Raw genomic sequence first — 14,365 nt, 5'->3', positions numbered from 1 at the left:
ATTGATAGCCGAGGTGGGCATCCATCTCAGCATTCAAACCTCTGGTGATAGAGGCTTGCAACATGCCGCGCACCAGGTCATTGGCATCCGAGGTGGAAGTGCCCAATTCGTCGATCAGCTTCGCGATTTCAGGGTTAGCAAGAAGCTTTTTCTCAATTGCATCAATCTTGGCCTTATCAGCCGGGTCTCGTCGTGCCACAGTAGTCATTCTGGCTTATCTCCTTATTCGGGATGGAATCCCACACACAAACCATCAGACACTCTCCAGTTTTGCGAACGCCTGCGCACCCACATCCGCACCACTGGAATGACCTCGATTATCGAACACGAGCCAGGCCAGGAACTCTATGTCGACTGGGCCGGCGACAAGGTTTCCATCATTGACAAGGCCATCGGTGAAGTCGGCATGAAAGCCAGCTTATTCGTGGCCATCTGCCCCTATTCTTCACTGTTGTTTGTGACAGCAACAGCTAACGAGAAGATGGACAACTGGATTTCCTGCCATGTGAAAGCCTTAGACTACCTCGGTAAATGCCCTGGCATCATCGTTCCTGACAACGCACCGACCGCGACTTATCGGCCGGTGAAGAACAAGCCCGGCCGGCGCATTCAACAACGCTACGCGGACTTCGCCGACTACTACGACATCCTGCTCGTACCGGCCCGACCTGGAAAACCTCGGGATAAGGCCGCTGTGGAACGCGCCGTCCAACTCGTCTACTCGCGCATCCTCGGCTACTTCGATGGGATCACCTTCTACAGTCTTGATGAACTCAATGAGGCTATCGCCCAGCGCGTCGACGACATCAACATGAATATGCCTAGGCCCGATGGGATAACCCGTAAAGAGTTGTTTGATGCTGATGAAGCGCCCATGATGCGTGACTTACCAGATACCCCGTTTACGGAAGTGTCCTGGCGAAACGTCAAAGTCGACCGTAACTGGCACATCTGCTGCGACTACCAGTACTACTCAGTGCCGTTCCAATACATCGGCAAAACCCTGCGGGCACGGCTGACCAACAGCCTGGTGAGCATCTTCGACGGCGACGACCTAGTCGCAGAGCACTCACGTATGCACGGGTTCAAGTACCGCTATTGCACTGACCCAGCCCATACCCCGGATAAGGACATTGCCGGGGTCAAACCTCTTACCCGTGACGAGCTGCTTGCTCGAGCATCATCATTTGGGCCGGCAACGACCAAGGTCGTCTCCTCAATTTTGGAACGCAACGCCAAAGCCGTACCCCGCGGGCTACACACTGCCCGCAACGTGCTCGTCAAGCTGGGCAACAAGCACAACAAGACCACGCTTGAGCCTGCCTGCCAGCAAGTCATTGACCATAGCCTGGCACCCAACATGCAGGTCATCGCGCGGATTCAGGCCGACATCGCCCGCAACGGTCACACCCTCAACCAAACGCCAGCCGTCCAGGCCGATCACGCCCAGTCGCGCATTGTGGATATCACCGCAATCCCTGATGCAGTATTCCTGCGCCCAGCCAGCCACTACGACATCCCGAAGAAGGAGGCCTAGACCATCATGACCACCATCAACCTTGACGATGACATCCGAGCTACACTGCGTAAACTGCGTCTTTCCACCTTCGCTGATATCTTTTTCGACCTAGTCGCCGCCGATGACGCCAACACCGCTCTACCGGAGGAAATCCTCCTCAAAGCCGTGGAAGAAACCGCGGCCAAGCGCCGGCAAACCAACATCGCAAAAGCCATCACCCAGGCGAAATTCCGCTATCCGGGAGCAACACTCGCCGAGCTGATCAACCCAGATGAACGAGGGTTGAATCTACGCCAGCTCAAACGACTAGCCGCAACACCCTGGCGCGACGAACCTTCCAATGTGCACGTCCTAGCGCCCACCGGTGCGGGTAAAACCTACATCGCCTGCGCTATCGGTATTGCTGCTTGCCAGGCTGAATACAGTGTCGCGTACTACCGGCTGGATCAGCTCGTCGATGAATTAGGGGCCTTCCTGCCAGCAGATGAACGCTATGTAGCTAAAATGCGCAAGCTACAAAACATTGATGTACTCATCCTCGATGATTTCCTGACCATAGGAATCAACCAGCGCGGACAAGAAGACCTAACCAAGATCATATTCGACCGCGACGGCAGACTGCCGACCATCATCGTCTCCCAGACAACCGCCGCCTACTGGGTGAAGAAACTACCCGACCCCATCGGCGCGGACTCACTGGTCAGCAGACTCAATGCCGGACAGCGCATCGAACTCGGCGACTACGACATGCGCCAACACCTGGCAAGCGCCACATATGGCGCCAACGAGTAGTCGATCGGATTAGAAGCCCGGCCGCTGGCCCCAACAGGGCCAGCGGCCCGGCCCTACCACCTAGTCGGAATCCAGCCCTACCACCGTTCCGCAACACCCCTACCAACAAGCCGCTCTCAGCAACCGCGGTATTTTCGACGCGTTGTACCGTATTGAGCCGCGTAAGGGCGGGGAGCTGCAGTTGACGGATGCGATTGAGCTGATGATTTCTGAGGGCCATTCGGTGCATGTGGTGGTGCATGAGGACAAGCGCCATGATTTGGGTAACCCGGGTGGCTACATTCCAACAAATGTAGATTTCGGGTTGCGCGATGCAACGTACGGCTCGGCGTTGTACTCGGCGTTGAAGAAAATCATCGCGCTGATGTTGTCTGGATTTTCCCCTACCGTGATGCTTTGATTCGCTTAGTCGGGGCCGTCCTTGCTGACCAGCATGATGAGTGGATTCAGCAGAAATGCTACATACCGTTGATAAGCCTAGGGCAAACCAAGGCGTTGTCTACAGACACTGTCATCGACGCCGACGCCACCACCCCGGCAGGCAAGGAGATTGCAGCCTAATGGCCAACCACACCCAGGCCCGTGCCGGACCCGATCCCTGCTAACAGATCACCGACGATTCGAAAGAACTAATACACCACCTACGCGGACTTGACCACTCAGGCCATACTGTGGGGAGTCTTGTAAAGATGAACGCCCCTTGACAGTATTTCTGGTTGAGGTTCCATAACTGGAACCTCAACCAGAAATACTGCAATTTGTCGTCTCTATTGGCTTTAGAGTCATTATTTGCGCTTCGAGAGCCAAGCAGACAGAGTTTCGCTCGAGATGACTGTGTGGGCTTCCAGTTCTCGATATAATTCTTCGCAGTTGTTGACAGTACTTGCAGATTCGGGAAGCGCTGTTCCTGTGTCGTCGGCGTTGAGCCACGCGTGCAGGAGAGAACTAATGGCATCGCCATCGCCTGGATCGATGAAGTAGACGTAGCGTGAGTCTGAACTCTCGATAAGTTTTTCCAGGTCATGGAGGGAGACAGCACCTGATGGGCGTGCAGTCATTTCGGGCAGGTCCAACAATGATGCAGGCATTTCGGAACGAGCCACAATTGAGGTCAGGTCGAATTCAAAGGGGACCTTCGTTGGGATTAGCAGTACCTTCTCATTTGGCAGGTCTGCTTCGTTGGAACTGCTCTCTTCGATTACAGGCGCATCGGAATGTTGCTGCATCGGTTTGCCGGTGCCCTTCTCTTCCAGGCTTGGTTCAAAGACCGACACATTGCAGCTTCTCATGACCTCGTAAATTGCAGAAATCTGCGAAGCAGAGGTGTTTACCTGCGCAATGCCACGGATTGCAGTCGGGTGAAGCTCGAGAAGAGGCAACAAACTCGGCAACCACGCTGTTGCTACAGAGTCGGCCTTGCGCGCACTAGCAATGAGCTGAGACGGAATGATCTCGGAATCTTGCCAAAGGAAGATACCAGGGACGCCCACCACGCGGCAGCGATCGAAGAGCTTTGCGGCGACGGTTGTCGCAGTCTCCTTCGCGGCGCATAGAGCTGATTTCATTGGCTTAGACAACTTGCCAGGGACAGTACCAATGACAAAAACAGCGTCGAGCTGGCTGCTTACTTCTTCGAGGAAGCCTTCTGACGTGATGCTGACGACAGAAACAGACGCGTTATTCAAGGCACTCGATAGCTGGGGAGCTTGACCAAAGATACCCACCTTGAGCTGTGCCAAGGGCTTTTGAGCGAACGAAGGCGTCTGCGTGTTCTTAACGGCACCCGAAACGCTGACTGCTGTCTGTTTGAGCAATTGATCCGGGTCAGCGAGAATTTCGCGAAGTTGGCGAGGAGATACAGCCAAAGGAGCAGAAGGATCCTCTGATAGAACGCCATTGAGAAGGCCCAATGGGAACTGCTCAGGAACCATGGACGCATCGGCTGCGAAAGTCGCGGTAGCTGCGCGGTAGGCCTCAAATGCTAAGTTTGCGGCAAACTGAGTCTTCATCTCACCGTGGGAGACACTGTCGATCCATTCAAGAGACTCAGAGTCGTCTATGACCCACATGACCGACAAGTCCGATTGATTCGCAGCCATGATGGCCGGATACGCCAACCACCAAGGCCCTGCGACAATGATGCTGTCGCTGTCAGTGTCAGCCAATTCTTGGTTGATACTAGCCTTGATGAGCTGTGCCCAGCGGTCGAAACGAAGGTTACGGACGAAGCCAGCTTTTCGATGCCCATGGTCCGGCAAGATATCGGTCGTGAACTTCGGAGCTTGGTAATTGTCGCGAAGCAGGTTAAACGGCTGTATCTCAAGCAAAGTTCGATCCGCACCTGCAAGCGTCAAGACGTCGTTCGCAGAGTCTTGGACACGAATATGCAGTGGGTGGGCAAACTTCGGTTCCTGGCGTTGCCCCTCGAAATAGGACCCAATACGGCGCTCGTCCGCGGCTGCACAACCGCGAGCATAAAGCTCGAGGTCCTTGAGAGGGCCCTTAGCATCGCGGGTGAGAGGGATGTTTTCATCGAGTACGGCAAGTGCCGACTCGAAATCCTGTCGTTCTAAGTGCGCAGAGACAGTTCGGAAAACCTTGGCTTCAGCCGGGGTCATCTCAACGCCGTGGATGTTTGCACGCTTATCGTTGTGAAGGCTAAAGATGAGAGTAAGCCAATCGGCGCGTACCTTTTCTACATCGTAACGCTTGCCGTTCTGGATTGCAGCAGCGGAAGCTGCTGCGAAAGCTTCCTCGGTGGCAGCGTGTTTCAGAATCATGGCTACAGCTTCGTCAGTCGAATCGACGTTGTAGTCCGTGCCAATGATCTCTTCTGACCCATCGCGGCGCCAAGCGATCGGCACCGCACCGCTAATGGAGCCTTCAATCGCCGAGAGGTGGAAAGTCTCGCGGGTAGAGGTGGACAGGAGCCAACCAATCTTAGAAAGCCAGTTGCCTACGTCTGGCGAAAATGGCTCAAACGCAATGTGGCTGAGCAAGTCCGGGTTGGCGCCGATTCGAGCGTAGAACTGACGATAAGAGTCTTGGTGGGCAGCCTTCTTCCACTCCCAGGCGTAGTTCCATGGCGAGTGTCCCTTGATGTGCAGCACGAAACGGTCATCGACTGCAAGAAGCTTTTCAAGCAGATCCAATGCCCTGTCTGGACGTTTGAGGATAGGGACAATGCCTACGATACCGATGTGGAAACGAGCCTCAGGATTTTTCTTACGGGTGAGGTCGACGGCAGCAACGCTGTTGGAAACGACCAGCAGCTTTTCTTCAGGCCACCCACGCATCTCGATGGCACGCTGACGGTAGAACTCGGAGGCCACCACGATCGCTGAGCAGTTATCAATATCGAGCTCCGTGATCCAGTCTTGGAGAAGTTCGTAACCGTGCAAGTGCACAATGAGCTTCTGGTGAGGCTGAATGTTATGTGAATACCAAATCGCATTCTTAGACGCGAATTCGGCGATAATGACGTCTGCCCAGGGAAGCAGCAGCTTACTCTTATCCGGCTGTGGCTTTGCATTAGCCTCGAAAAGATCGACCTTGACCTCGATATCCTTACGCTGAATCAAGGTGTCCACAAGATCGCCGGCAAACTTAAAATCAGCGCCCGCGAGGAGCACCTTCGTTGGATTTTCTTGGCGAGGGACTGCAAGGTAGTCCGGCAAATCTGACCCGAATGCGCTAGCAAAATCTTGTTCCGAAGTCGAACCCTCGACTGCTGCATGCGCGTGATACTGAGCTAGGGAGTGGCTAGTTAGCGACGTTAAGACGTCATTGATGGTCACAACTGCACGTGCCTTTGTGGCTACGCGATGCCACAGGACCGAGTTCAGTTCCCAGTCGATAGATGCAGGGACTAACAAGACTGCATCATTAATATGCGCATCCAAGCCGTAACCAGTTGAATAGGATACGCCGGGATAATCTTGGAATTCTGCCAAAGGCAGGCCAGAGTTCTTTTCCGGTAGGGAGTTTTGCTCGACCTGGCTGTTGACGACGATAACGCGCGTGGGGGACTTGTGGTTACGCGCGGATTCGATGATTGCTGAAATATCCAGCAATTCGGTGTATTCCGCCCACGTTCCCGCGTCTAGAACTACGGTTTGCGTACCTTCATAGCTCAGATGTTCCTCAATCGCGATTTGCTGTAATTGGCCAAAAGCACCAAAGACGGAAGGGAAGACTCGGGTTTTCGAAGTGGCGACGGCGCATCGTGAATCGATGGAAGCACGCACGTCGTTCGAAGAAGTGAAAATCAGTTTGCACTTTGTGGCGATTTGTTCGACGACCTTAAAGTCATTAAGCGAAAGTGCCTTGGGTTTGAGCGGATCGTCGTCGATAAGCGCCCAATGCTTTGCCTGGAGTCGACCCGAGGCCGACGTCGTACGCGAGAGAAGAAGACCCTGCGTCAGGACCACATCGTATTGGTTCGAAGAACCAATACGAACTACATCGCGTGCAAGGTAGCGGGCATCGATACGGCCTTCGGTGAAGAAACTTTCATCGGTGTCTTTCGGCCAGATCATTTCGACACCGTTGTCTTCAAGATTCTGTGCAAACGGCTCAAAGTCGTCGGTGTACTCGACGTTCATGAGCAAGACTACGTCGACAGCCGGGGAAGCAAAAGACTCAGCCAAGTGCGTTAGCCACTCCGTAGCTGTATTTGAGTGTGCTATTGGTAAATCTGCGGCAAGGAGGATCTTGGCCTTTGGGGCCTGAGATGGTTCAGTCATTTTTACTCCTCACCATTCTTTTCGTTTAAGGAAATGAGCCAGTTCCACAGAGGCGATTGTGGTGCCTGCTCTTCGAGGTCTTCTTCTGGTATGTCGTCAAGTTGCACCGTGCAGGTGGCGCGGATCAGAGCCGAGTCATGCTGGGCATTAAGGAAGTCGCCATTTAGAACTAGGACGTTGCGTCCACGTGCGCGAAGCTCGCGGCCAGCATCAAAGATTTCTTGTGCGAGATGATGGTTTGCTCCTGTGTGGGAGTTGAGCCATACCCCTGACGTGAAAGCTTCGGGATGAATGAACATTGAACTGATCTGTGCAGACATTGCTTGCTGCTGCGCAATACCTGGCACGCAACTTACAGGCTCAGAAATCTCGCGCGGCCATTCATCGAGCACCCATTGCGGGGCGATCACGAGGGTCGCATTGTCAGAGCTGGGCTTAGCAGCGCCGCCGATTAATTCGATAAGGGAGATGCCGTAGCCGCTTTCCTTAACTGCTGGCGTCGAGGCACGGCCTAACTTTTCTAACAGGCTGGTGATGTCACCGAGGTTGTTACTCATCGTTAGTCGATCTCCGAATCACAAAGTTCTGGGAACTTTTCTTCAATTAGCTGCCACAGCGTTTGTCGTGCTGCGTACGCGTCACCTACGGGGGAGTGAACGGTAGCAGGCTTACTCGATAAAATTGAGCCTTCTTCCACGAACGCCCAAGTCGAAGCCGAAGAACCTGCGTAGTCGCTCCACTTTGACGGTAAATAAGGGTTCACCGAATGGTGTTCGCCTGAGGACGCGTCATTAACAATCAGGTAGTCGAGCTTTTCTGTCGTTCCAAGGAACTTGAGATAAGGCAATGAAGCGTTAAAGCGTACGTTATCTTCGATGCCCCACGCACCAACGCCTTCGTAAGCGCGCTTGACTAGTGCATCGAACTGGGCCTTAGAGAAGTTACGTGGGCGCTGGTTGCCTTCACTAGCAGGAATATAGTTCGTGAACACATGCAGATTAACGCGCTTGCGAAGATGCGGCGGAAGGCTGCGCATTGCCGAAGTGACTTCGTGGATGCTTCGGCTGGAATAAAACTCACCGAAGTAACCCAGATTCAGCTTTGTGTCATCAACCTCGTAGTTAGAAGGCTCAGCGAGGTAAAAATCGCGCGGCAGGGTGGGGTGATTGCTTACTACCGAAATCTTTTCGATTCGTTCTCTAAGTGCAGGAGACTCGATGCACTCGAGCATTGTGATCTTTTGATTGCTATTCGTGAAAATGATTTGGTCAGCGAACGAATACGCTAAGTATTCAGCTAAGGAAAAGACCGTAAAATCGACGTCTTCGCAGTCAGGAAAGTCCAATGAGATCTTTGAACGCCATGCCGCCGAGAAACGATCCTCGGGAACCTTACCGCCGCGGGGGAGCCCCTCGACGTCTAGTGAAAGCGGATCAGAAAATTCGACGACCCATTCGACTTCTGGATGTGCTTCCTTAAAGAGCATGCCGGCGTAAATGGAAGGCGCCCACATAGCGCGCGAATAGCACATCTCATACTGGTTACCGGTAGCAACCAGCTGCTCTGCGAACGCAGCTGCCTTTTCTGCAAAGGCCATAAACGGTTCCCAAGACGCCCACGACGCGTTCATGGGAAGAAAGTATTTTTCATGAATGTACGGATCACCGATGCGCTCCACCGTTGCATCCATCTTCTTCTTATGTAGGAAGGAACAGCTTACGACATCAAAAGTCTTAGCAAAATTTCTGATTCGCTTCGAAGCAACGGTTGCGCCTGTGTCCTGGAAAGGCGAGAAATTATATAGAAATGCGAGTGCATTTGGGGCTGATTGAACTAAAGCCCATGGAAACTGCGTGCAATGAGTTTGGATGAAGTCAGTAGTTCGGATACGCGCTTCAGGCTCCGCCGTGAGCTTAGGACGAACGGCGGAAACTAGATCTCGGAGCGCTTGCTCCGCCGTGGAACGCAGTTCTGAAGAGTTCGCAAACTTGATTGCTTCTTGTAGTGGATCTACTAGTGCGCAGACTTGCTCGAGCAGATTTTCTTCAGACTGGAAACGAACCGTCTCAAGATCAAACATTGTTTGGAACTCTGACGGCAAAATTTGTGCAGCAACTTGCCCGCAATTCTTAACTGCGGCGAAAGGCGAAGTTGCGGCTTCGGCGAAAGGAGAATTGTGGGTGGTCATATTGCTTTAATTCAGGTTTGAACTGAGTCGTTCAGCAATCAAACGGATCATGCGGGACTCGCGGCGAACTTCATTGGCAGCCTTGTCGAATTGTGGAGCCTTGAGGTTGTTCTCGACCTCTTCTTCGAGTTTCGTTAGGCGAGTCTGGACTTCGTTCGAGAGACGGTTGACCTGTGTGTTGAGCGAGCTAATGGAGTCGCCGATAGCACGGTCTGCGGATGCAACGGAGCCATTGCGTTGTTGCGCGCGCAGGCTGCTCAGCATTCGTCGCATTCGAAGGTGGCTCACGACGGGAAGTAACATGACCGCGATTGCTAGGAATGCGAGAGCAAAATTGGGCTGACCAGCGAATGCCAAAATGCCTGAGACAAGTGCGGAGAAAATCGAGGCGCCCGCTACGCCAAAGTAGAGAAGACGATCCTTATTTTTCATTGTTGACCTTATACCTCGTGGAATAGGAGCTGACGTAAAACAACCTATAGCTGCATATTGTAATTCCTAGGCATACTGCGAAGCGCAGTTTCGAGAACAGCCTAGGAATGACGACGAGCAGAACTAACGGTTCAACAGACCCTTAGTGTCAACAACATTCTTTCCCTCGAACTTGTCGTTGGCTAGGGCCTTAAACTCCTTGTGATCGACGAGCAGTACGATGACGTCGGCCTGCTCGAGAGCGTCGGTGTAGCTGACCAATTCGACGTTATCGAAGCCCTTGAGTCGCTTTGGAAGCTCGCTAACGTTTGGCTCGACAGCGAGAATCTGCTTATCCTCGAGTTCTTCTGCAAGATCGACGGCGATGTTAAGAGCCGGGGACTCGCGCAGATCGTCGATATCTGCCTTGAATGCCAGACCGAAAACAGCAATCTTGGAAGCATTGGACTCTGCCACAGCCTCCTTGACCTTCTGCTTAACCCATTCCGGCTTACCGTCGTTGACCTTGCGGGCGGTGTGGATCAGCTTCGAGTTCTCCGGGTCAGCGGCAACGATGAACCACGGATCGACTGCGATGCAGTGGCCGCCGACGCCAGGGCCTGGTTGCAGGATGTTCACACGTGGGTGGTGGTTTGCAAGGTTAATGAGCTCCCAGACGTCGATGCCCAGCTTGTCGCTGATGAGGGAGAGTTCGTTCGCGAAGGCGATGTTGACGTCGCGGAAAGAGTTCTCCGTAAGCTTTGCCATTTCGGCGGTGACATCGTTGGTCGGCAGAAGCTCGCCCTTGCAGAAGGTTGCGTAAATCTCGGTTGCGCGGCGGGTGGCCTCTGGGGTTTGGCCGCCAATAATACGGTCATTCGTGCGCAATTCTTCCATTGCGTACCCAGGGAGGATGCGCTCAGGGCAGTGTGCGAAATATATGACTGGCTTGTCATCAGGATTGTCGGCGCCATCAGCAACGAGGTCAGTGCGGATTTCGAGAATACGCTCAGCCATCTTTGCGGTGGTCTGTGGAGGAGAGGTGGACTCGAGAACAATGAGTTCATCGCCAACAAGCTGAGGGGCGATTGCCTCTGCCGCCGAGTAGATGAACTTCATGTCAACGTCGTAGGAATCGGTGAACGGGGTTGGAACCGCGATGATGTAAGCATCGGCGTGAACCTGCTCAGTGGTAGCGCGGAAACGACCGGAAGAAAGTGCCTCATTCAATTCTTCCTGGAGGCCTGGCTCGACGATAGTCACTTCACCGCGGTTGATTTTCTCCACGTTTGCAGCATTTACGTCGACTCCCGTTACGTCAACACCGGAGTTTGCCATTACTACAGCCGTTGGAAGGCCAATGTAGCCAAGTCCGACGAATGCAACTTTCTGTTTTGTCATTTTGGAGTTCCTAACCTACCTGCGTGCAGTTTTGAAACCGAGTCCCGTGTGGAAGAAACGGCTAACAGGAAGAACTTAGCACTTTTTATTCGTCTTTTTTTGATGTAGGGAGAAAATGAGGTGACGAGCGCTCGGAACTGTTAGATGCTTTGTGTCACTGGGTTAATTCGGCTTAAACAATGCCTTAAGGCGGGGGATTCAATTCTGAGATTTTATAACGGGCAGGCAGTTTAAGGGTCGTGTGTGGGAGTCTTACACCGTGCATGTATTCTAGGTGAGCATCCCAGCATGCAATTAGGGGCTATAGCTCAGTCGGTTAGAGCCGCGGACTCATAATCCGCTGGTCCCGGGTTCGAGCCCCGGTGGCCCCACCCTTTGGGATTCTTATCACAAAGTGCCAGCGCACAGGGGGAGCCTTTGTAATCTGAAGAAGATTTATTTCTTCTCTTTCGGAGGTTCTCCCGATGTCTCGCTCTCTTGGTTTGATGGTAACTACTCTGGGCGCTGCCACACTACTTGTAGGCTGCGGTGGAGGAGATTCAGATTCTCAGCCCACGTCGGAGCCAACGACAACGGCGACGACATCGCAGACCACCATTTCCTCCTCTAGCTCGGCTACTTCCACGACTTCTTCTTCTACGCCAGCTTCTGAAGGAACCCCCTCACCGACGGAACCGGCAGCACAGCTAGAGGTAAGTCCGGCTCAGGTAACGGAAGAAACCGTCCAGCAACAAGAAGCATTTTTGGCTCCACCAGCGGGCGTCGATGCAAATGTCGATCCTGATGCAGGCGCCTACGTTGAACAGCCGGCTCCGGAAGCACCAGCTGTTGAGGAACAGCAGGCTCCAGCGCCGGCGCCAGCGGCTGCTTACTATCCGAACTGTGCAGCGGTTCGTGCTGCTGGTGCAGCCCCGATCTATGCGGGAGATCCTGGCTACAGCTCCGATCTCGATCGCGACGGTGACGGCGTAGCTTGTGAAAACTAGCTAAACGGCAACTGTTAAGGAGAAGGCATTTGCGCGGCGTCGCCAAGCATGTGCCCTTTCTTGTCGTGCCTGCCTAGTTGATAAATAGTGGCAGCAGGAACGCCATGCCGGTGCTCCAGACAAGGTGGAGCGTGGTGGTAGAAGAACAGGAAATTGGGCGCATCGTGTTCTTGGGTGGGCTGCGTCCTTCGGATGAAGAGCTCTCGGAGCGTCTGCAGGGCGCTATTGGTCCGGATTGGATTCGCCATGAGATTACGCCGATTTCGGTGCGCGATGTGGTCTTCTACCTGGCTAGCGCGGCGGAGCTACCAGCTGATGCGAATCGCACTTTCGATATTGGCGGCCCGGACACTCTGGAATACGCCTTCATGATGAAGGAGTACGCGAAGACGGAAGGTTTGTTGCCGCGCTTGGCGTTCTCCGCGCCGGTGACCACCCCGGAGTTGGCTGCTCGGTGGATTGCTTTGGTGACGCCGATTAAGACGGGCCTGGCGGAGCCGCTCATCGGCAGTCTGCTGCACAATACTGTGGCCAAGGAGCGCGACCTGGAAGAGATAGCCGCCACTACCGCAGCCTCAAACTCCCGAACTGGCAGCCGCCGGCCATCGCGTTCCCAATTGTCTGGACTGCGCTGTATGGGCCGGTGCGCTGACCGCAAGCTCTGCGGATTTAGTTCGTCGCGCCTGGAAGTCCGCACCTGAGCGCGGTGCGTTGCTAGCACCCTATGCGGCATGGACGGGCTTTGCCACCGTGCTCAGTGCGGAGATTGCGCGATTGAATCGCAGACACTAGCACTGCGACTGCGCTAGAGGATTGTGACCCGGCCATGCCAGAACGGCCCGCTATTTACGCTAAATGAAGCGCCGGAGTTGCGATCGCCGTCTTTTTCGCAGGTAAGGGTGTCGCCAGCGGAACCGATGCGGCAATCGACGTTGTAGGTCTGGCCAGTGGTTGGGCTGGTGACTGTCACGGTCGTTTTCGGGACGGAAGTGACTTGAGGTTTGTATGGACCATAGGTGTAGGTCGCTGCGGTTGCTGCCTTATAGAGCTCCGCTACATAGGCACAGGAACTCATGCTGCCAGGGCGAACGGTGATGTCTGCGGGGAAGTCGTAGCAGTCGGTTGAAGCGATGGCATCGCCGTTGGGATAGGTGTTGCTGCCAGACTGGGTATCTGGATTTGCGGCAGCCCCGCTAGCGTCTTGGGCGTTGGCGCCCTCGCCGCTATTGCCCAGAGTTGGCTGTGGACCTTGATGTTCCTTTGCCGCGTTTTCGCTGGAGGTTGAACGGGCATCGGATTGCGTAGCGCCGGCAGCTTGAGAAAAGGAGGTTTCCGGCAGTGTCTGGGCAGAATCCTCGCTGTTGTTGCTGCAGCCGGTCAGAAGAAGCGTTGCTGCAAAGGACAGGGAAAGTAGGCGAGAAGAGAGTTTGTGCATAGGAGTAATCTAAGCCGATTGCACAGCGCACTGTGGGAAAATGGGGAATCTTCCCCTACGTGCGTTCCTTGCCTAAATCCGGCTTCGCGGAGCGTGTCAAGTTTTTGTGTGGGGTTTGGTTTTCTTAGAGGTATTTATTGAAGCGGTCGGGGTAGGCCACAGCCATTTGGTTGATGGCTTGCTTCCAGCCGGAAACCTTTCCGCCCTCGACAAGTCGGCTTGCTGACGCTGCGGCCCGCTTCCTTTCTTGGCGCGTTGATCAGCGCGTTTGTCTTCAATAGTGCAGATCATCAACCACAGTCTCTTTAGCGCGGAGTCGTCGTTGGTAAATAACACTCGGTTGCGGGTGACTTTACGCAGCTCATTGTTAAACGATCCGATAGAGTTCGTCGTGTAGATGACTTTCCTCGCCGCCGAAGGAAACTGTAAAAACTGCACGAACCGCTCCCACGCGTCCTGCCAGACTTTAACGGACCGGGGCATTTCTCACCCAGCTCAGAGCCTGCAAATTCCTCCAACGCCGCGGCAGCACTGGCCTCATCTGGGGCGGTGTAGATTTTCTTCAACGCCGCTGACACTTTCTTCCGGTCCCCGTAGGCTACCCACCGGTTGGCGGCACGAATCAGGCGCACGACACAGGTTTGCACCATGAAACCAGGCGACCGAGTCAGGTAAGCCTTTCAGCCCATCACAGCAGACAATTAAGACGTTCTTAACCCCACGGTTCGACAAGTTAGAGCTCACTTGTGCCCAAAACGACGCTCCTTCTTCTTTAGCTATCCATAGTCCCAAGATGTGCTTGTTTGCTTCGATATCAACGCCGATGGCCATGTAGGCAGACTTGTTGATCACCCAGTGAAGTGCCCCGAGTTTTGTTCCTAGGCATTT

General features: G+C 54.0%; 10 protein-coding genes, 1 tRNA gene and 5 pseudogenes. 8 read left to right on the top strand and 8 right to left on the bottom strand.

Translation table 11 applies throughout. The features are described 5' to 3' along the window. Positions 1-208, bottom strand: a pseudogene (locus tag HMPREF2692_RS07240) (IS256 family transposase); the annotation flags it as partial. Between the two features lie 99 nt (positions 209-307). Between HMPREF2692_RS07240 and HMPREF2692_RS07235 the strand changes: the two are divergent. The 4 genes and pseudogenes from HMPREF2692_RS07235 to HMPREF2692_RS13380 form a co-directional block, all read left to right on the top strand. Next, positions 308-1,537 carry a Mu transposase domain-containing protein gene (locus HMPREF2692_RS07235; RefSeq protein ID WP_070823251.1) on the top strand — a complete coding sequence of 410 codons (1,230 nt, stop codon included), beginning with the start codon at positions 308-310 and terminating at the stop codon, positions 1,535-1,537. Between the two features lie 6 nt (positions 1,538-1,543). After that, positions 1,544-2,311, top strand: coding sequence for an ATP-binding protein (locus HMPREF2692_RS07230; protein WP_070823248.1), 768 nt, complete (start codon positions 1,544-1,546; stop codon positions 2,309-2,311). Positions 2,312-2,426: 115 nt separating this feature from the next. Beyond that, positions 2,427-2,711, top strand: a pseudogene (locus HMPREF2692_RS07225) (hypothetical protein); the annotation flags it as partial. Continuing rightward, positions 2,666-2,872: pseudogene (locus HMPREF2692_RS13380) on the top strand (transposase); the annotation flags it as partial. The pseudogenes HMPREF2692_RS07225 and HMPREF2692_RS13380, both read left to right, overlap by 46 nt. Positions 2,873-3,096: 224 nt before the next feature. On the opposite strand, the gene HMPREF2692_RS07220 reads toward HMPREF2692_RS13380, so the two are convergent. From HMPREF2692_RS07220 to wecC, 5 genes are all read right to left on the bottom strand, one after another. Further along, the gene (locus tag HMPREF2692_RS07220; RefSeq protein ID WP_070823243.1) at positions 3,097-7,056 is read right to left on the bottom strand and encodes a glycosyltransferase family protein; all 3,960 of its coding nucleotides are present in this window, start codon (positions 7,054-7,056) and stop codon (positions 3,097-3,099) included. A 2-nt stretch (positions 7,057-7,058) separates the two neighbouring features. Next, the gene (locus tag HMPREF2692_RS07215) at positions 7,059-7,613 is read right to left on the bottom strand and encodes a hypothetical protein (protein ID WP_062043758.1); all 555 of its coding nucleotides are present in this window, start codon (positions 7,611-7,613) and stop codon (positions 7,059-7,061) included. Between the two features lie 2 nt (positions 7,614-7,615). Further along, complete coding sequence (locus HMPREF2692_RS07210) at positions 7,616-9,244, bottom strand: hypothetical protein (protein ID WP_062043760.1); 1,629 nt, start codon at positions 9,242-9,244, stop codon at positions 7,616-7,618. A gap of 6 nt (positions 9,245-9,250) precedes the next feature. Next, the gene (locus HMPREF2692_RS07205; protein WP_070823240.1) at positions 9,251-9,676 is read right to left on the bottom strand and encodes a hypothetical protein; all 426 of its coding nucleotides are present in this window, start codon (positions 9,674-9,676) and stop codon (positions 9,251-9,253) included. A 123-nt stretch (positions 9,677-9,799) separates the two neighbouring features. Next, positions 9,800-11,056: a UDP-N-acetyl-D-mannosamine dehydrogenase gene (wecC, locus tag HMPREF2692_RS07200; protein ID WP_070823237.1), complete on the bottom strand. Its 1,257-nt coding sequence runs from the start codon at positions 11,054-11,056 to the stop codon at positions 9,800-9,802. 297 nt (positions 11,057-11,353) lie between these two features. Here wecC and HMPREF2692_RS07195 point away from each other — a divergent pair. The 4 genes and pseudogenes from HMPREF2692_RS07195 to HMPREF2692_RS13550 all read left to right on the top strand — a co-directional run bounded on the left by HMPREF2692_RS07195 (position 11,354) and on the right by HMPREF2692_RS13550 (position 12,834). After that, positions 11,354-11,427: transfer RNA gene (locus HMPREF2692_RS07195), tRNA-Ile, on the top strand. Positions 11,428-11,520: 93 nt separating this feature from the next. Beyond that, positions 11,521-12,042 (top strand): excalibur calcium-binding domain-containing protein, encoded by a 522-nt coding sequence (locus HMPREF2692_RS13375; protein ID WP_070731574.1) that lies wholly within the window; start codon positions 11,521-11,523, stop codon positions 12,040-12,042. A 592-nt stretch (positions 12,043-12,634) separates the two neighbouring features. Beyond that, positions 12,635-12,694: pseudogene (locus tag HMPREF2692_RS13555) on the top strand (tryptophan-rich sensory protein); the annotation flags it as partial. Next, entirely contained in the window at positions 12,691-12,834 is a 144-nt protein-coding gene (locus tag HMPREF2692_RS13550) for a tryptophan-rich sensory protein (RefSeq protein WP_083281246.1), read from the top strand. The pseudogene HMPREF2692_RS13555 and the gene HMPREF2692_RS13550, both read left to right, overlap by 4 nt. Positions 12,835-12,847: 13 nt before the next feature. On the opposite strand, the gene HMPREF2692_RS07180 is transcribed toward HMPREF2692_RS13550, so the two are convergent. Further along, positions 12,848-13,477: a hypothetical protein gene (locus HMPREF2692_RS07180; RefSeq protein WP_070823233.1), complete on the bottom strand. Its 630-nt coding sequence runs from the start codon at positions 13,475-13,477 to the stop codon at positions 12,848-12,850. A gap of 124 nt (positions 13,478-13,601) precedes the next feature. Then, a pseudogene (locus HMPREF2692_RS12975) lies at positions 13,602-14,365 on the bottom strand (IS256 family transposase); the annotation flags it as partial.

Source organism: Corynebacterium sp. HMSC036D03, from assembly GCF_001836185.1.
Taxonomy (GTDB): Bacteria; Actinomycetota; Actinomycetes; order Mycobacteriales; family Mycobacteriaceae; genus Corynebacterium; species Corynebacterium simulans.
This window is presented reverse-complemented; position numbering and strand designations above follow the sequence as displayed.